At 69.3% G+C, this 15,208-nt stretch carries 12 protein-coding genes; 2 read left to right on the top strand and 10 right to left on the bottom strand.

What is annotated here, in order from left to right; all coding sequences use genetic code 11:
• Positions 1-615: alpha/beta hydrolase family protein (locus tag GWK61_RS43880; protein WP_194918249.1), on the top strand; the 615-nt coding region annotated here is incomplete at its 5' end.
• Positions 616-1,492: 877 nt separating this feature from the next.
• Here GWK61_RS43880 and GWK61_RS43875 read toward each other — a convergent pair.
• The 6 genes from GWK61_RS43875 to GWK61_RS43850 form a co-directional block, all read right to left on the bottom strand.
• Positions 1,493-1,708, bottom strand: coding sequence for a hypothetical protein (locus tag GWK61_RS43875; protein ID WP_194918246.1), 216 nt, complete (start codon positions 1,706-1,708; stop codon positions 1,493-1,495).
• A complete protein-coding gene (locus GWK61_RS43870; protein ID WP_194918244.1) occupies positions 1,705-2,058 on the bottom strand; it encodes a hypothetical protein in 354 nt (117 codons plus the stop codon). The genes GWK61_RS43875 and GWK61_RS43870 overlap by 4 nt, the downstream gene beginning before the upstream one ends.
• A 32-nt stretch (positions 2,059-2,090) precedes the next feature.
• Positions 2,091-4,010 carry a beta-galactosidase gene (locus GWK61_RS43865; protein ID WP_194918242.1) on the bottom strand — a complete coding sequence of 640 codons (1,920 nt, stop codon included), beginning with the start codon at positions 4,008-4,010 and terminating at the stop codon, positions 2,091-2,093.
• Between the two features lie 25 nt (positions 4,011-4,035).
• A complete protein-coding gene (locus GWK61_RS43860) occupies positions 4,036-5,016 on the bottom strand; it encodes a carbohydrate ABC transporter permease (protein WP_194918239.1) in 981 nt (326 codons plus the stop codon).
• Positions 5,013-6,104, bottom strand: a complete 1,092-nt coding sequence (locus GWK61_RS43855; protein ID WP_194918237.1) for an ABC transporter permease — start codon at positions 6,102-6,104, stop codon at positions 5,013-5,015. The genes GWK61_RS43860 and GWK61_RS43855 overlap by 4 nt, the downstream gene beginning before the upstream one ends.
• Before the next feature lie 137 nt (positions 6,105-6,241).
• Positions 6,242-7,918: a type 2 periplasmic-binding domain-containing protein gene (locus GWK61_RS43850; RefSeq protein ID WP_194918235.1), complete on the bottom strand. Its 1,677-nt coding sequence runs from the start codon at positions 7,916-7,918 to the stop codon at positions 6,242-6,244.
• A gap of 505 nt (positions 7,919-8,423) precedes the next feature.
• Here GWK61_RS43850 and GWK61_RS43845 point away from each other — a divergent pair.
• Positions 8,424-10,910 carry a glycoside hydrolase family 3 C-terminal domain-containing protein gene (locus GWK61_RS43845; RefSeq protein ID WP_323748026.1) on the top strand — a complete coding sequence of 829 codons (2,487 nt, stop codon included), beginning with the start codon at positions 8,424-8,426 and terminating at the stop codon, positions 10,908-10,910.
• A gap of 67 nt (positions 10,911-10,977) precedes the next feature.
• On the opposite strand, the gene GWK61_RS60150 is transcribed toward GWK61_RS43845, so the two are convergent.
• From GWK61_RS60150 to GWK61_RS43825, 4 genes are all read right to left on the bottom strand, one after another.
• Positions 10,978-13,128 carry a cellulose binding domain-containing protein gene (locus GWK61_RS60150; RefSeq protein WP_194918233.1) on the bottom strand — a complete coding sequence of 717 codons (2,151 nt, stop codon included), beginning with the start codon at positions 13,126-13,128 and terminating at the stop codon, positions 10,978-10,980.
• Between the two features lie 259 nt (positions 13,129-13,387).
• Positions 13,388-13,612 (bottom strand): hypothetical protein, encoded by a 225-nt coding sequence (locus tag GWK61_RS43835; RefSeq protein ID WP_194918230.1) that lies wholly within the window; start codon positions 13,610-13,612, stop codon positions 13,388-13,390.
• A gap of 90 nt (positions 13,613-13,702) precedes the next feature.
• Positions 13,703-14,623 (bottom strand): NADP-dependent oxidoreductase, encoded by a 921-nt coding sequence (locus GWK61_RS43830; RefSeq protein ID WP_194918228.1) that lies wholly within the window; start codon positions 14,621-14,623, stop codon positions 13,703-13,705.
• Positions 14,624-14,745: 122 nt separating this feature from the next.
• On the bottom strand, positions 14,746-15,208 hold a 463-nt coding region (locus GWK61_RS43825), incomplete at its 5' end, for an RICIN domain-containing protein (RefSeq protein ID WP_194918225.1).

Below are 15,208 nucleotides of genomic sequence, written 5' to 3'. Positions count from 1 at the left end.
AGCTCAGTCGGCGGGGCGGTCGGCAGCACAGTGGGCGGGAGGGTCGGCAGTCCAGTTGGTGTCGCAATCGCCAGCCCGGTCGGCGGGCCGGCGCGCGGCGCGGTCGGCGGCGCGGAGTTCACCGACATCCTCGCTGGCATCGACCTGCTGGTCGCCGAGGGCGTCGCCGATCCGGAGCGCCTGGGCATCTCCGGCTGGAGCCATGGCGGTTTCATGGCGGCCTGGGCCGTCGGACAGACCGAGCGGTTCAAGGCCGCGATCGTGGGCGCCGGCATCAGCGACTGGGGCATGCAGGCCGGGACCGGCGAGTGCGGGGTCGTGGACGCGGCGCTCGGCGGCAGCACGGGCTGGGACGGGCCCGGGCCGCACATCCATGACCGGAACAGCCCCATCTCCTACGCGTCCCGCATCCGCACCCCGGTCCTGATCCTGCACGGCGAGGAGGACACCAACGTGCCGCTCAGCCAGGCAGTCCACTTTCATCGGGCGCTGCGGCACTTTGGCGTCGAGCACGAGTTCGTGGTCTATCCGCGGGAGGGGCATGGGCTGCATGAGCGGGTGCATCAGCTTGATGCGCTGGGGCGGATTCGGGCTTGGTGTGATCGGTGGCTGTAGGTCTGGAGGGTGCGGTTGGTCTGGGTTTACAGGCGTTTTTTGACGGCTTCGCGCATGGTTGGATGGCCTCGCGGGGGGACGCAGTTCGGTTGTGCCCCGCAGGTTGCGCTGGCGGCTGGCGGTTTTCGTGGGCACGACCGCGCGGCGGTTGGGTTTGGGTGCGATGCGCTGGCGGCCGGCGGTGTGCATGGGCAAGATCGCGCGGCGGTTCGGTTTGGGTGTGGTGCGCTGGCGGCTTGCGGTGTGCGTGGGCAAGACCGCGCGCCGGTCCGAGTCACTGCGCACACGTCATGCGGGCGGGCGGCGGCCGCGTTTGGTGGGTGGCTTGAGGCCTCTGGCGGGCCTCTTCGACGAGGGGCGACCCGCGCGTCCGGTAGTTTGGCGGCGGTCCGCGACTGTTCGGCTTTCTATCCGCTGTTGCCTGCGTCGCGCTGTCTGCTGGCGGTACTGCTTGTGGTCGCCGAGGTTCTGGGTCCCTCGCCGCGTCATCGCCGTAAACGGAACCAGCCCGGTCTGCAATGCCGCGTAGTTAAGGATTCTGAGGCCTTGTCAACTAGGACAATTTGACCCTCAACGCTGTTCGATATGCCCTGATTGCTGTAGTTCGATGGCTGCGAGGTGTCGTATCCAAGGCTCCGCCTGGTCAAATTGAGCACAGTTGACAGCAGGCCAGAATCCTTAACTACGCGGCATTGGCCCGGTCTGGCGGAATCAAGCCGGATCACAACTGCTGTGGTCCAGCCTCGCCCGGCTTGACACCGCCAAACCGGGCAGGTTGGCTGCGCCCGCTGACGCGGCGAGGGACCCAGAACCAACACCCCACATGGTCCTTCGGACCCCCTCGCGTCATCGCTGGCCGGGCTGGCCCGTCGCCTCCCTAGGCGTCCTCGCCGCGCAGTCGGCGCAGGTGAGCGCGGCGTCCGGCTATGTAGGGTTCGATGTCCGTCACGCGCACCAGGCGGACCTGCGTGATGTCCAGGCCGGCCGATGCCTCGATGATGAGCCCCGTCTCGCCGTGGTGGCCGGCGGCCAGCCAGGTGCCGTCCTCGTCGCGCCACTGGCGGAACTCGCGCTGCTCGTCCTCGATGCTCACCACCGCCGGTGTCCCGGATCCGCGCGGAGCTCGGCTCGCAGGGTCGGGAACTGGTCCGGCTCGATCGTGGGCATGCGGGTTGCCATCCGGCGGCCGGCGACGGACTCCGTGGGGTCGTCGGAGGTTGTGTGCACCTGGATGAAGGCGCCGCCGTCTTGGCGGTCGCCGTGGGCGAGGCCGGCGGAGACCAGGCGGTCGTTCTCCCAGCCCCAGTCGCCGGTCATGCGCGGGCCTGTCCAGCCGTCTATTCCGAACAGGGGCAGGGCGCTGGCCTCGGCGCGGATTCGCGCCTCGCCTTGGTCGATGCGCTGCCAGAACTCCTGTGGGCTCAGCTTCCCCGTCATTCTCATGTCTTCAGTGTCCGCCGCCTGCGACCGCTTTTCTACACCGTCGCCGTGGCCGCCGACCGGATGTCGACTGTCCCCCTGCCGTGGTCGAGGACGAACACGAACTCGCCTCGACGCACCGCCTCGACGCCGTCTGGCAGGCCGGGGAGAACCGATTCGACGCCCGCCTGTTCGCAGGCCAAAGCGAGTAGCTGCGCCATCACGCGCTCCTCGGGCAGCGTCGCCACGTACCAGGCCGTGCCGGCGCCGTAGGCGTTGCGGACGATGGCGGGGATGCCTGCCAGCGGCCCGGAGGCGATCTCGGCGAGCGCCGTGCCGGCGTCGGCCGTCAGCCACTCCGCCCAGGACTGCGCGCTGAAGTCGCCGAACACCTCCGAGCGCAGCGTCAGCGGCGCGTCGTCCGGCAGCGGCCAGTATTCCTCGATGCGTAGGCCCAGCAGGTCGCGGAACGGGGCCGGGTAGCCGCCGAGGCGGATGCGTTCGTCGGGGTCTGCGACGCCGGAGAAGGGGCCGACCACCAGGGTGCCGCCGCCTGCCACGTAGCCGATGACGTTCTCGGCGGCGGGGTCGGAGACCTGGTAGAGGTTCGGCGCGACGACGAGCTTGTAGCGGCTCAGGTCCGCCTCGGGGTGGACGAAGTCGACGGTCACGTTCGTCTTCCACAGTGGCGTGTAGTACTCGCGGATGCGGTCGACGTAGCGGAATCCGCTGTGCGGCTGGTGGTCCAGCTCGACGCCGCGCCAGGAGTCCCAGTCCAACAAAATCGCGACCGAAGCGGCGACCGGGGTACCCAGCACGTCCGCCAGGTCGCCCAGCTCCTTGCCCAGGTCGCACACCTCGCGGAAGATCCGGGAGTCGGGGCCGGCGTGCGGGAGCATCGCGCCGTGGGTGCGTTCGGCGCCCTGCTTGGAGGCGCGCCACTGGAAGTGCAGGATGCCGTCGGCGCCGCGTGCGAGTGCCTGCAGCGACCACAGGCGGTTCAGGCCGGGGCGCTTGGGGGTCGCGACGTGCCGGAAGCCGGCGCGGCCCGGGGTCTGCTCCATCATCAGCCAGGGCTTGCCGCCGCCGACCGAGCGGATGAGGTCCTGGGCCATCGCGCCGTCGCACGCGGCGTGCGGGCTGTTGGGGTCCGGGTAGGAGTCCAGCGCTGTGAAGTCCTCTTCGGCGCCCCAGCGCCACAGGTCCGTCGCCTTGAAGAAGGGCATGGAGTTGGTCGTCACCGGGACCGCGGGGTTGGCGCCGCGCACGATGTCCCGCTCGGAGGTGAAGCGCTCCAGCAGCAGGTCGGAGGCGAAGCGCTGGTAGTCGAGGTCCTGGGTGGGGTTGATGACGTACTGCACCTGGCGCGGCGGGATGACCTCGTCCCACTCGCAGTAGCGCTGCGACCAGAACGCGGTCCCCCAGGCCTCGTTCAGGGCGTCGAGGTCCCCGTACCGGGCCTGCAGCCAGTGCCGGAAGCGCTCAGCGCACTGATCGCAGTAGCACACGGTCCCGAACTCGTTGCCGATGTGCCACATCCGCAGCGCCGGGTGGTGCGCGTAGACGGAGGCCAGGTCGGCGCTGATCGCGTCCGCGAAGGCCCGGTAGACCGGGGACGACGGGCAGTAGGCGTTGCGCGAGCCGTAGGTCCGGACCGTCCCGTCGGGATCGCGCGGCAGCGTCTCGGGCCAGCGGTGGCCCATCCACGGCGGCGTCGACGCGGTCGGCGTGGCCAGCCCCACGCCGATCCCGTTGGCGTGCAGCAGATCCAGCACGTCGGTGAGCCAGCCGAAGTCGCGCTCGCCGGGCCGGGGTTCGAGCAGGGCCCAGGAGAACACGCCGACCGTGGCCAGGTTGACGCCGGCCTCGCGCATCAGCCGCACGTCCTCCTCCCAGACTTCGCGCGGCCACTGTTCGGGGTTGTAGTCGCCGCCGAACAGGATCCGGCCGCCGGTGGCGTCGCCGAGCGATGGCATGGTGATCGTTCCTTTCGCGGGCGGTTCAGCCCTTGATGGCGCCGGTGAGCATGCCCTTGGTGAAGTGCTTCTGCAGGAAGGGGTAGACGACCAGGATCGGGATGAGCGTGAGCACGACCACGGCCATGGAGATCCCGAACGGCGAGGCGGCCTGGTGCTGGACGGTGTCCCCGGCGCCGGCGGTGTCGACGCCCGGCATCTTCGCCCCGAGGTTGACGTACTCGTAGAGCACGTACGACAGGGACCACTTGCTGTTGTCGAACGGCATGTACAGCAGGGTGTTGAACCACGAGCCCCAGTACCCGACCGCGTAGAACAGGGTCATCACCGCGGTCACGGCCTTGGTCGTGGGCAGCACCACCGACCACAGGACGCGCCACTCCCCGGCGCCGTCGATCCGCGCCGCGTCGATCATCTCCTGCGCGGTGGCCTGGTAGAAGCCCCGCATGATCAGGATGTTGAAGACCGACAGGCAGCTGGGCAGGATCAGGGCCCAGTAGTTGTCGTAGCCGTGCAGCTCGCTGACCACCAGGAAGCCGGGGATCAGGCCGCCGCCGAAGAACATGGTGAAGATCATCGCGCCCAGGAAGAAGCGGTGCCCGAAGGAGCGGGCCCGGGACAGGCCGTAGGCGCACAGGATGCTCAGGACCATCGACACCGCCGTGCCGACGACCGTGATCCCGACGCTGACCAGCACCGCGCGGGTGACCACGCCGTTGGAGAAGATCTCCCGGTACGCGCCCAGGCTCAGCCCGTCCGGCACCACGACCAGGCTGCCGCCGGCGCGGGTGATGGCGCCCTCGCTGGAGAAGCTGGTCAGGACGATGGCGTAGAGGGGCAGCGCGATGGCCAGCACCACGACGGTGAGCACCATGCCCTTACCGAACTGCCCGACCAGGGTCGGCCGGTCCTCCCAGACCGCGCGGCCCTTGGCGCGCTTGCGCGGAACGTTGCCCGCCGGCGGCTTGCGGCGGCCGGAGGCGGAAGCTGTCGACAGTGTGCTCATTTGCGGTACAATCCGTCCTCACCGAGCTTGTGCGCCATCTTGTTGGCCGCGAAGATCAGAATCAGCGAGATCACGCCCTTGAACAGGCCCGCCGCCGCGCCGTAGCCGAAGTTGCCGTTGCCGATGCCGTAGAAGTAGGCGAACGTGTCCAGGACCTCGGCGTGCTGCGCCCCGACCGCCTGGCGCTGGATGAGCATCTGCTCGAACCCGACGTTGAGCGCGTTGCCCAGCCGCAGGACCAGCATCAGCACGATCATGCCGCGCATCCCGGGCAGCGTGATGTGCCAGATCCGGCGCCACCGGTTCGCGCCGTCCACCGCGGCCGACTCGTACAGCGCCGGGTCGATGGCGGCCAGCGCGGCCAGGAAGACGATGATCCCCCAGCCGGCCTCCTTCCACACCGCCTGGAAGGTCACCAGGTACTTGAACGCCGACCCGCTGGACATGATGTTCCAGGTCGCCATGTGGTGCTGGCGCAGGAACTGGTTGAGCAGCCCGGCGCCGCCGAGCATCTGGTTGAAGATGGTGATGACCAGCACCCAGGAGAAGAAGTGCGGCAGGTACACCACGGCCTGGATGAAGGACCGGAGCTTGGTGCTGATCACGGTGTTCAGCAGCAGCGCGAGCCCGATCGGGACCGGGAAGTACAGCACGATCTGCACCAGGCTCAGCACCAGCGTGTTCTCGAACGCGTGCCAGAACGCCGGGTCGCCCATCAGGTCGGTGAAGTTCTTCATCCCGACGAAGTTGCTGTGGAAGAACCCGTAGATGGGGTCGTAGTACTCGAACGCCGAGATCGTGCCGAACATCGGCAGGTAGGCGAAGACCAGCAGCACCAGCATCGCCGGGGCGGTCATGAGCAGCAGCGACCGGTCGCGCCGCAGGCGCTGCCACCTGCTCAGGCCGCCGGGCCTGGCCGACGCCGGATCGGCGCGGTCAGCGCGATCACTACGATCGGCGCCATCACCTGCATCCTGCCGCGCCCTGGCCCGCACACCGTCTCGCAGCGCCTCCCGCACGCCCGGCGGCACCTCCGCTCTGGACCTGGCCTCCTCCGGCACCGCCGCGCCGTCCGCCATCACCGCCATCTGCTCCCACTCCCCATCCCTGTTCCCTGTGCCTGTCCCTGTCCCTGTCCCTGTCCCAGTGACTCACCGCGAAGGCGGGCCCGGCCGCCGCGACGTCGCCCCCTCAAGCGCGCCCGGCGGCCGGGCCCGGGGGCCCACTAGCTCAGGCCCTTGTCAATAACGTTCTGCTGGTACCAGGCGCCCAGGGCGTCGCCGCCGCTCTTCTTCCACGTCGAGTACGCGTCCTGGTAGAAGGACATCGGCTGCTTGCCGTGCGCCACGGCCTGCGTCGCGTCCCAGAGCTCGGAGGCGCCGGCGATCTTCGAGTACTGATCCGGCACCGTGATGTTCAGGTTCCAGAACATCGGCTTGTAGGCGTACTTGGCCGCGTCGGCACACCAGGTCGCCCAGGCCTTGGTGACGTCGGGGTAGCCCGCGTTGTAGACCACGGCCTGAGGAGTGCTGAAGAAGCCGTAGATGCTGTCGGCCGCGGTGTTGGAGCCCTCGCTGGTGCGCACCGGCCCCTGCGCGCCCATCGTGTAGTGGACGCCCTCGACGCCGTAGTTGAGGAGGTTGTACTCGTAGGAGCCGAACGGCGCGGCGAAGAAGTTCGCGATCCGCAGGCATTCCTTGATCTGGTCCGGGCTCAGGTTCTTGTTCAGGTAGCTCAGGTAGCCCGAGGATCCGCCCAGCGCGATGGTGGGGGTCGAGCCGTCGGAGGAGAACAGCGGGAACACCGCGCGCTGGTAGCCCGCCTTGCCCGCGATGCCGTTCTTCGCGTCCGAGCCGCTCATCCCGGACGTGCCGCCGCCCTCGATGAGGACCTTGCCGGCCATGAACCGGCTGGGGTTGGCGGTGTTCACGCCGGCGATGGCGTCGGGGTGGACCAGGCCGGCCTTCGCGATCTTGTTGGCCCAGGCCAGACACTCCAGCATGGCCGGGTGCTCGCCGGCGTTCTTGATCTTGCCGTTCTCCAGGTACCAGCCGCCGAGCGGCACCTTGAAGACCTGGTACAGGTACACCAGCATGTCCTCGAAGGCCCACACGCCGCCCTTGGGGTTGTTGATCTCCTGGCCCAGGGCCATGAGGTCGTCCGCGGTCTTGACGTTGGGCGTGATGCCCTTGGCGTCCAGCAGGTCCTTGCGGTAGTACAGGGCCCCGGCGAAGCCCAGGCTGTCGGCGTTCGTCGGGATTCCGTAGAGCCGGTTGTTCCAGATCCCGCACTGCCAGCCGCCGCTGGGCAGGGCCGCGAGGTTCGGGTACTCGAGGATCGCGTCGCCGCCGAGGTAGGTCGTCAGGTCGGCCAGCCGGGTGCCGACCAGGCCGCCGGTGTTGAACTGGCTGTTGAGCCAGCCCGGGATGGCCAGCCAGTCCGGCAGCTTGTTCGCCGCGATCAGCGGCGGGATCACCGTGTTGTAGGTGTTGCCGTTGGCGGGCTGCGAGACGAAGTCCGCGCCCAGCGCCTTGTTCACCGCGGTGTAGAAGGAGTTGCCGGCCGGCGGGACCGGGTTCCACGACGGCGCGACGCCGGTGTACTTCCCGCCGGAGCCGACCGCGCCGGTCACCGTCTTGACCAGATTGGTCGGGTAGGACAGGAAGCCGGGGTTGGTCATGGCGCCGTTGGCGCCGGCGACCGATGGGATGTCCGGGGTGACCCCGCCGGACAGCGGCTTGTACGTCGGCAGCACCGCCTGGATCGCCGCCTTGGTGCTCGCCCCGCCCTTGCCGCCGTTGTTCCCGCAGGCTGCCAACAGCGGAGACAGCCCGATCGCGCCGGCCGCACCGGCGGACGCCGTGAGGAATCCGCGGCGCGTGAACGCGTTGGTGCTCGACATTGAACTCTCCAGTCAACGAAACGAGACGAAACGAGATGGTTGGTGCCCCACGGCACGCGCCGCCGGCTGCCAGCGGGCGTGTCAGGGCCACGACAGAGGTGAGTGGTGCGGCTGTCGGCTGGTGCGCGCACTGGGCTGACGCACGATCACCGAGCACTGTCGAAGCGCTTCAATATTGCGTTGAGGTTAAGTCAGCCCAACCAGCGGCGCAAGGGTCAATGGTCACGTTTCGATATCGGTGGAGCCGCCAAAACGCTTTAGACATCCCATGTCTGGGTCAGGAATCAGCGCCGCGAAACGTCGCCGGAAATTGGTCTAAGCCACTTTGAGCAGCAGCGAAGCTGCCATAATGGCCGACGACGAGGGTTGACAGGTGCGTCGATAGATGGGACTTTCGAAGCGCTTCGACATGCGAGCTCTGCCGGGCCTCGGCCGGGCCTCTGTCCGAGGCCATGTAACGGTTCCCCCGCGGTGTCCGCACCGCCGCCGACGAAAAGGTCGTCCCGTGACTGAAGTCCCCGACACCGCCGTCCCAGACACTGAGGTCCCTGACGCCGAGGTGCCCGACACCGCCGCGCAGGCGGCCGCCTTGCTCGCACAGCTGTCCCCGGCCGAGAAGATCGCGTTTCTCCACCAGCACCAGCCCGCGGTCGAGCGGCTGGGCCTGGCCGCGTTCCACACCGGCTGCGAGGCCCTGCACGGCGTGGCCTGGATCGGGCGCGCGACGGTGTTCCCGCAGGCGGTCGGGCTGGGCGCGACGTGGGACCGGGACCTGGTCCGGCGCGTGGGGGAAGCGGTGTCGACGGAGGTCCGGGCGTTCCGTCAGGACACGGAGAACGCCTTCCGGGCCAGCGACGTGGCCGACAAGCACCCGATGGTCTCGCTCAACGTCTGGGCGCCGGTGGTGAACCTGCTTCGCGACCCCCGGTGGGGCCGCAACGAGGAGGGCTACAGCGAGGACCCGCACGCCACCGCCGAGCTGGCCACCGCCTACTGCCGCGGGCTGCGCGGCGACCACCCGGCGATCTGGCGCACCACCCCGGTGCTCAAGCACTTCCTGGCGTACAACGTCGAGACCGACCGCGACGTCATCGACATCACGGTGCCGCCGCGCGTCCTGCACGAGTACGAACTCCCCGCCTTCCGCGGCCCGATCGAGGCGGGGGTGGCCGCGGGGGTGATGCCGGGGTACAACCTCACGAACGGCGTCCCCAACCATGTCCATCCCCTGATCAACGACGCGCTGCGGGCGTGGAATCCGGAGCTGGTGGTCTGCTCGGACGCCCAGGCCCCGTCGAACCTGGTCGACCGCGAGAAGCACTTCGCCACGCACGTGGAGTCGCACGCCGCGGCGCTCAAGGCCGGCGTGGACAGCTACACCGACAACGGCCCGGATGCGCGGCTGACGATCGAGCGCTTCACCGAGGCGCTGGCGCAGGGCCTGATCACCGAGGCGGACATCGACGCCTCGGTCGGGCGGCTGCTGGCGATGCGGGCCGCCACCGGCGAGTTCGACATCGCTGCCGATCCCTATGCCGGTATCAGGGCCGAGGTCATCAGCAGCCCGGCGCACAACGCGCTGGCGCTGGAGGCGGCGCGCGCCGCCGTCGTCCTGCTCAAGAACGAGAACGAAGCGCTTCCGCTGGTCGTGCCCGAGCCCGAGGCGGCCCCGGCTCATCCCGGACCGGCCGTCGCAGTGATCGGCCATCTGGGAAACAGGGTGCTGACGGACTGGTACAGCGGCGAACTCCCCTACGCCGTCAGCATCGCCGACGGTCTGCGCACGGCCTTCGGTGACCGGGCCGTGACCGCGGTGGACGGCGCCGACGTCGTCTCGCTGCGCGCCGGCGAGACGGTGTTCGGGCCGTTCTGCCATCAGGACTGGGGCACGAGCGTCCAATGCCCGGTCCCGGTGCGCACCCTGCAAGCGGTGGAGAACGGCAAGTACCTGACGCTCACCGGCGAGGGCGACACCGAGGTGCTGGCCGACGCCGCGACCCCGGACGGCTGGGTGGTCAAGGAGCTGTGGGAGTTCCACCCGGCCGTCGACGGTCAGACGATCGTGCGCTCGAACGCCAGCGGGCGTTACCTGCGTGTCGGGGACGACGGCCGTCTCGTCGCGGACGCCGAGACCGCCGAGGAGGCGACGGCTTTCGTGGTCGAGACTCTGACCTCCGGTATCCGCCAGGCCGTCGCCGCGGCCACCTCGGCCCGGCGCGCGATCGTGGTGCTGGGCAACGACCCGCACATCAACGGACGCGAGACGATCGACCGCGACGGGCTCGCGCTGCCGGCGGACCAGGAGGCGCTGCTGCGTGCGGTCGTCGAGGCGAACCCGGACACCACGCTCGTGGTGGTGTCGAGCTATCCGTACGCGATCGGCTGGGCCGCGCGCCACGTGCCGGCGATCGTGTGGACCGCGCACGGCGGGCAGGAGCTGGGCAACGCCGTCGTCGACGTGCTGACCGGCGCCCACAACCCAGCCGGCCGGCTGCCGCAGACCTGGTACGCCTCTGACGCCGACCTGCCCGCGCCGGAGGACTACGACGTCATCGGCTCGGGCTGGACATACCAGTACTCGCAGCGGGAGCACCTGTACGCGTTCGGCCATGGCTTGTCGTACACAACTTTCGAGTACGGCGACCTCGTGCTGAAGGTCAGCGAAGATCAGCTGGGATCCCTCACGATATTCGCTGAGACGCAGATCACCAATAGCGGTACGACCGCGGGACAGGAAGTCGTGCAGCTTTACTCGCATGCCCTTGAGGCCTCGGTGCCCACTCCCCTGCGCCGCTTGCAGGGCTTCGAGCGGATCGAGCTGGCTCCGGGGGAATCGCGCACCGTCGTCTTCGAGGTGCCGGCGGAGCGGCTGGCGCACTGGTCGGAGGACGTCGGCGCGCTGCGTGTCGAGAGTGGGGAGTACGAGTTCGGCGTCGGCCGGTCCAGCGCGGATCTGCCGTCGAGTGCTTCGGTGAAGCTGACCATCGCGTAGGGATACTCATTGGGAAACGGCGCCTCGCCGCTCAGCCAGGCGCCACTCCCCAACTACGAACTTCCGGTCAGTTGTTCGCGCACACCGTCCCGTTGAGCGCGAACACCGTCGGGGCCGGGTCCTGTCCGGTGTCGGTGCCGTTGAAGCCGATGCTGACCGTGCCGCCGGAGGCTGCGATGGTGCCGTTCCACGCGGCGTTCGTCACGGTCACCGCCGAGCCGGTCTGGCTCCACGTGCCGTTCCAGCCGCTCTGGACCGCCTCGCCGGAATCGGGCCAGGAGAACGTCAGCGTCCAGCCGGTGACCGCGGTCGCGGCGCGGTTGGTGACGGTGATCGAGGCGCCGAAGCCGCCGGACCAGGAGCTGCTGATCGCGTAGTGCACCGCGCAGCTCGCGTTCGCCGGTGGCGGCACGGTGAAGGTCACCGGTGGCGAGGGCAGCGACGGATTGCCGTGCGAGTCCACCGCGACCACGTCGTAGGTGTATGCGGCGCCGATCGTCAGACCACTGAGATTCAGCGTTGTCGCGCTGGTGGTGCCGACCAGCGTGCTCCCGCCGCCGCTGGTCTGCTGGTAGACCTGGTAGTTCGCGACCGGGTACGTGCCGGGTGTGGCCGCGGGCCAGGTCAGGGTGGCGACGCCGCTGTTGTTGCCCGAGGTGCTGGACGACAGGCCGGACACGGTCGGCTGCCCCGGCGCGCCCGGTGCCGTCACGCCGCCTCCGCCGCTGCCGGGGACCTGCACGACGGTGAGGGTGTAGGGCGCGACGGTCACGGAGGACGCAGAACTCTGCGTCGCGCTGGTGATCGAGTTCCCGTTGTTCGCGAAGGTGAAGACGGTCGGGCTGCCGGTGGGGGTGAATCCGTTGTAGGCGAGGTTCACGGTGTAGGAGGTGCCTGGGTCCTCGTTGTCGATCAGCAGATCCAGGTTGCCGCCTGCGCGGCGCACGGCGTGCACGCGGACCAGCGCGTTGGAGGAGGTGCTGTTGACCATGGTGTCGCCGGGGCCGCCGAGCTTGGAGAGCATCTCGATGCCGTAGTACGGCGCGAACGGCGTCTCCACGGCCGGCTCGGTCACGCCGCTGTTGTTGCCGCCGCTGGAGAAGATGCCGTAGTCGCCGTAGTCCTGCGCGCCGTTGACGATGCTCGGCGGGTTGGTGCCGGGGCCGTTGTGCTCGTCCCACCAGTCCACGTTCGACACGCCGTTCTCCAGCCACGTCATGTACATGTCGGCGGCGAACAGCGCGTTCGGCTGGGTGTCCATGTCCACGTTCGAGTTGGCCTCGGAGACTAGGATCGGGACGGTCGCCGGGTCCACCTTCGCGTACTGGCTGACCTCGGACTTGACGGTGGAGATGATCCCGGAGATCTGGCTGGTCGCGGTGAGCATCGCCGCGGCGCTGGAGCCGCCGGGGTAGTAGTGGACGATGACGCAGTCGGTCTTCGCGCCGAGCGCCGTGAGGACCGTCTGGTTCCACGGCAGGGGGCTGGTCTGGGGGTTGGTGACGTTGTCGGGCCAGCCGCCCGGGGTGGTCAGGACCGCGCAGACGTGGGCGTTCGAGCTGACGGCCTTCATCGCCGACATGTAGCTCAGGACGTTGGTCGCGTAGGTGCCGGGACCGCAGCCGTAGGTCTGCGACGGCTCGCTGCCGACGGTGACCGGGGTACCGGAGGACGTCTGGCAGTGCGCGTCGGTCTCCCAGTTCGCGCCGTAGGTGCCGTTGCCGTAGACCTCGTTGCCGACCTCCCAGTAGGAGACGCCGTACTTGTTGGTCACGGCGGCGTTCTGGACCCAGGAGGCGGCCAGCGCCGGCGTCCCGGTGCCGTAGTTGACCGTGATGACCGGGCTCGCCGAGGCGGCCTGCGCGGTGCCCATGAAGTTGGCGAAGCTGGTGTTCGGCGCGTCGTAGCCGCCCTGCGCGACGTTGGTCTGCCAGTTGTAGATGTCGGAGTAGGAGCCGCCCGGGTAGCGCAGGGCATTGATTCCCGCCGCCTTGAGCAGGCCGGGGATCGGGGTGTCGTTCATGTAGCTGTCGTAGACGGCCGTGTTCAGGCCGATCGCGCCGCCCGGGATGCTGCCGAGGCCGGCGGTGCCGTTAACCGTCACCGACACCGCGGTCGCGGCAGACGCCTGCGGCGCCGAGCCAAGGGTGACGGTCCCGACCAAACCGGCCAGCGCGAGCAGCACACCGACCGGCTTCCTGGGGATCTTTCTGCTCACATTCTCGCCTTTCCACCGAGGTGACGGACTGTGTCGGCCGGAGCGTAGCTCTGGCGGCGCGCGGCGTCGGGCGACGTGCCGGAGGCCGTCAGGCGGCCGGATCGTCGAAGGAAATCGAACGGGCATGTCAGAGCCCGTAGTGGCGGGAGGGTGCGCGGCGCAGGTCAAACGGTGGGTCCGCGAAAGTTTCGCGGAAGGCGAGTCGGCGAGCGGTCAGGAAGGCAGGGCGATGAGCCGCTCAGTGGCTTGATATGCCGGATCAGTCGCCGATGAAGAGGAGGTAGTGATGCGGCTTGCGCGAGGCCACTTCACACAGGGCCCGCACTTCAGCAACCCACGCGCCGCCGCACTCGATGGGGAGCCGGTCCAACTCGCCGAGCAGTGCCGGGATCTGCCTGCGGTTGAAGACCGCGTCACCGACCGGATCGAGTGCGCCGAGCAGGGGAAACGCCGCTTGGTCAGGCCCGCGAGTGTGATCTCCCACGGCAGCCCGCTCCCCGCCCTCGCCACGACCTCGCCTTGCAGCTCCCGGTTCACCCTCATGGAGATCACCACGTAATCCTACTTGTGAGCTTCAGGGCACGATCACAAGCTTTCCGCGCACCCGCCCCGTCCGGCTGACGTCGAACGCCGCAGCCACGTCCGTCAACCGGAAGGTCTGCGCGACCTCAACAGTCAGCAGCCCCCGGTTGGCGAGGTACGCCAGCTCCGCGAGGCCCGCGCCGTCGGGCCGGGCCCAGATCCAGCGGCCGCCGTGCTGGGTGACGGCCGGGTCAGCGATCGACGCGTGTCGGCCGCCGGGGGTCAGGACTGCCAGTGTTGTCTCCAGCTGGCCGCCGACGCAGTCCAGTACCGTGGTCACGCCGTCCGGTGCCAGTGCGCGCACGCGCTCCGCGAGCCCGTCGCCGTACGCGACCGGTTCCGCGCCGAGTGCCTGGAGGAAGTCGTGGTTGCGGTCGGAGGCGGTGCCGATGACGTGGGCGCCTCGTGCGCGGGCGATCTGTACCGCGATGCTGCCGACGCCGCCGGCTGCGGCGTGGATCAGCAGCGAGTCGCGGGCGCCGACGCGGAGGGCGTCCAGTGAGCGCAGTGCGGTCAGGCCGGCCAGGGGCAGGCCGCCGGCCTGGGGCCAGTCCAGGGCTGGCGGTTTGCGGGCCACGTCGCGGGCTGAGACGGTCACCAGCTGCGCGAAGGTGCCGGCCTGGACGACGTCCTTGCGGGCGTAGGCCATGACCTCGTCGCCGGTGGCGAACTCGGGGGTGTCCGGGCCGGCGGCGCGGACCACGCCGGCGACGTCCCAGCCGGGGATGGCGGGGAAGACCGTGTCCATCATCGGGTCGAGGCCGCCGGCCATGACCTTCCAGTCGACCGGGTTGACGCCGGCGGCGCGCACCTCGATCAGTACCTGTCCCGGGCCGACTTTGGGATCGGGCACCTCGCCGACGGTCAGGCGCGAGTTGTCGGCGGAGTACCCGGAATAGGTAGCGGCTTGCATTTCTGAGCGATCTCCATCGCGCTGCGGAGTGAAACACGGGTTACGCCGGTCGGCGTGCCGCTCGCGTTCGACACGCCGACCGGCCCCGCGTCAGGGCAGTCGGTCGAGACCGGCTTCCGCTCTCACCCCAACGTCCAGTGCTGGTTCGACGCACCACTGCAGGTCCACAGCTGAACCAGGGCGCCGTCGGCGGTACTGGCCCCGCTCACGTCCAGGCAGAGCCCTGACTGGACGCCGGTGACCGTGCCGTTCGAGTTCACGTTCCATTGCTGGTTCGCCCCGCCGTTGCACGACCAGGTCTCCACCTTCGTGCCCGGTGAAGTCTGGTTGTTGTACGCGTCCAGGCAGAGCCTCGTCCCGTTCATCGTGACGGTCAGCTGGCCGGACGAGGTGCGGGTCCAGGTCTGGTTCGCGCCGCCCCAGCAGTCGTAGATCTGCGGCTGCGTGCCCAAGGTGGTCGAGGAGTTGGGGACATCCAGGCACTTGCCTGCGCCGACCGCGTGCAGTTCGCCGGTCGTGCCGCCGCCACCGCCACCGCCTCCTCCTCCCCCGCCGCGCGCCGGCGAGGCGGACCTGATCGTGGCC

Source organism: Catenulispora rubra (assembly GCF_015356825.1).
Taxonomy (GTDB): domain Bacteria; phylum Actinomycetota; class Actinomycetes; order Streptomycetales; family Catenulisporaceae; genus Catenulispora; species Catenulispora rubra.
Note: the sequence above shows the minus strand (reverse complement) of the source record. Positions and strands in the feature narration are given on the sequence as shown.

What these genes read in the sequence shown, in the direction of transcription:
- GWK61_RS43870 (WP_194918244.1), bottom strand. Translation starts at nt 2,058, where the DNA reads ATGAGAATGACGGGGAAGCTGAGCCCACAGGAGTTCTGGCAGCGCATC.
- GWK61_RS43865 (WP_194918242.1), bottom strand. Translation starts at nt 4,010, where the DNA reads ATGCCATCGCTCGGCGACGCCACCGGCGGCCGGATCCTGTTCGGCGGC.
- GWK61_RS43860 (WP_194918239.1), bottom strand. Translation starts at nt 5,016, where the DNA reads ATGAGCACACTGTCGACAGCTTCCGCCTCCGGCCGCCGCAAGCCGCCG.
- GWK61_RS43855 (WP_194918237.1), bottom strand. Translation starts at nt 6,104, where the DNA reads ATGGCGGTGATGGCGGACGGCGCGGCGGTGCCGGAGGAGGCCAGGTCC.
- GWK61_RS43850 (WP_194918235.1), bottom strand. Translation starts at nt 7,918, where the DNA reads ATGTCGAGCACCAACGCGTTCACGCGCCGCGGATTCCTCACGGCGTCC.
- GWK61_RS43830 (WP_194918228.1), bottom strand. Translation starts at nt 14,623, where the DNA reads ATGCAAGCCGCTACCTATTCCGGGTACTCCGCCGACAACTCGCGCCTG.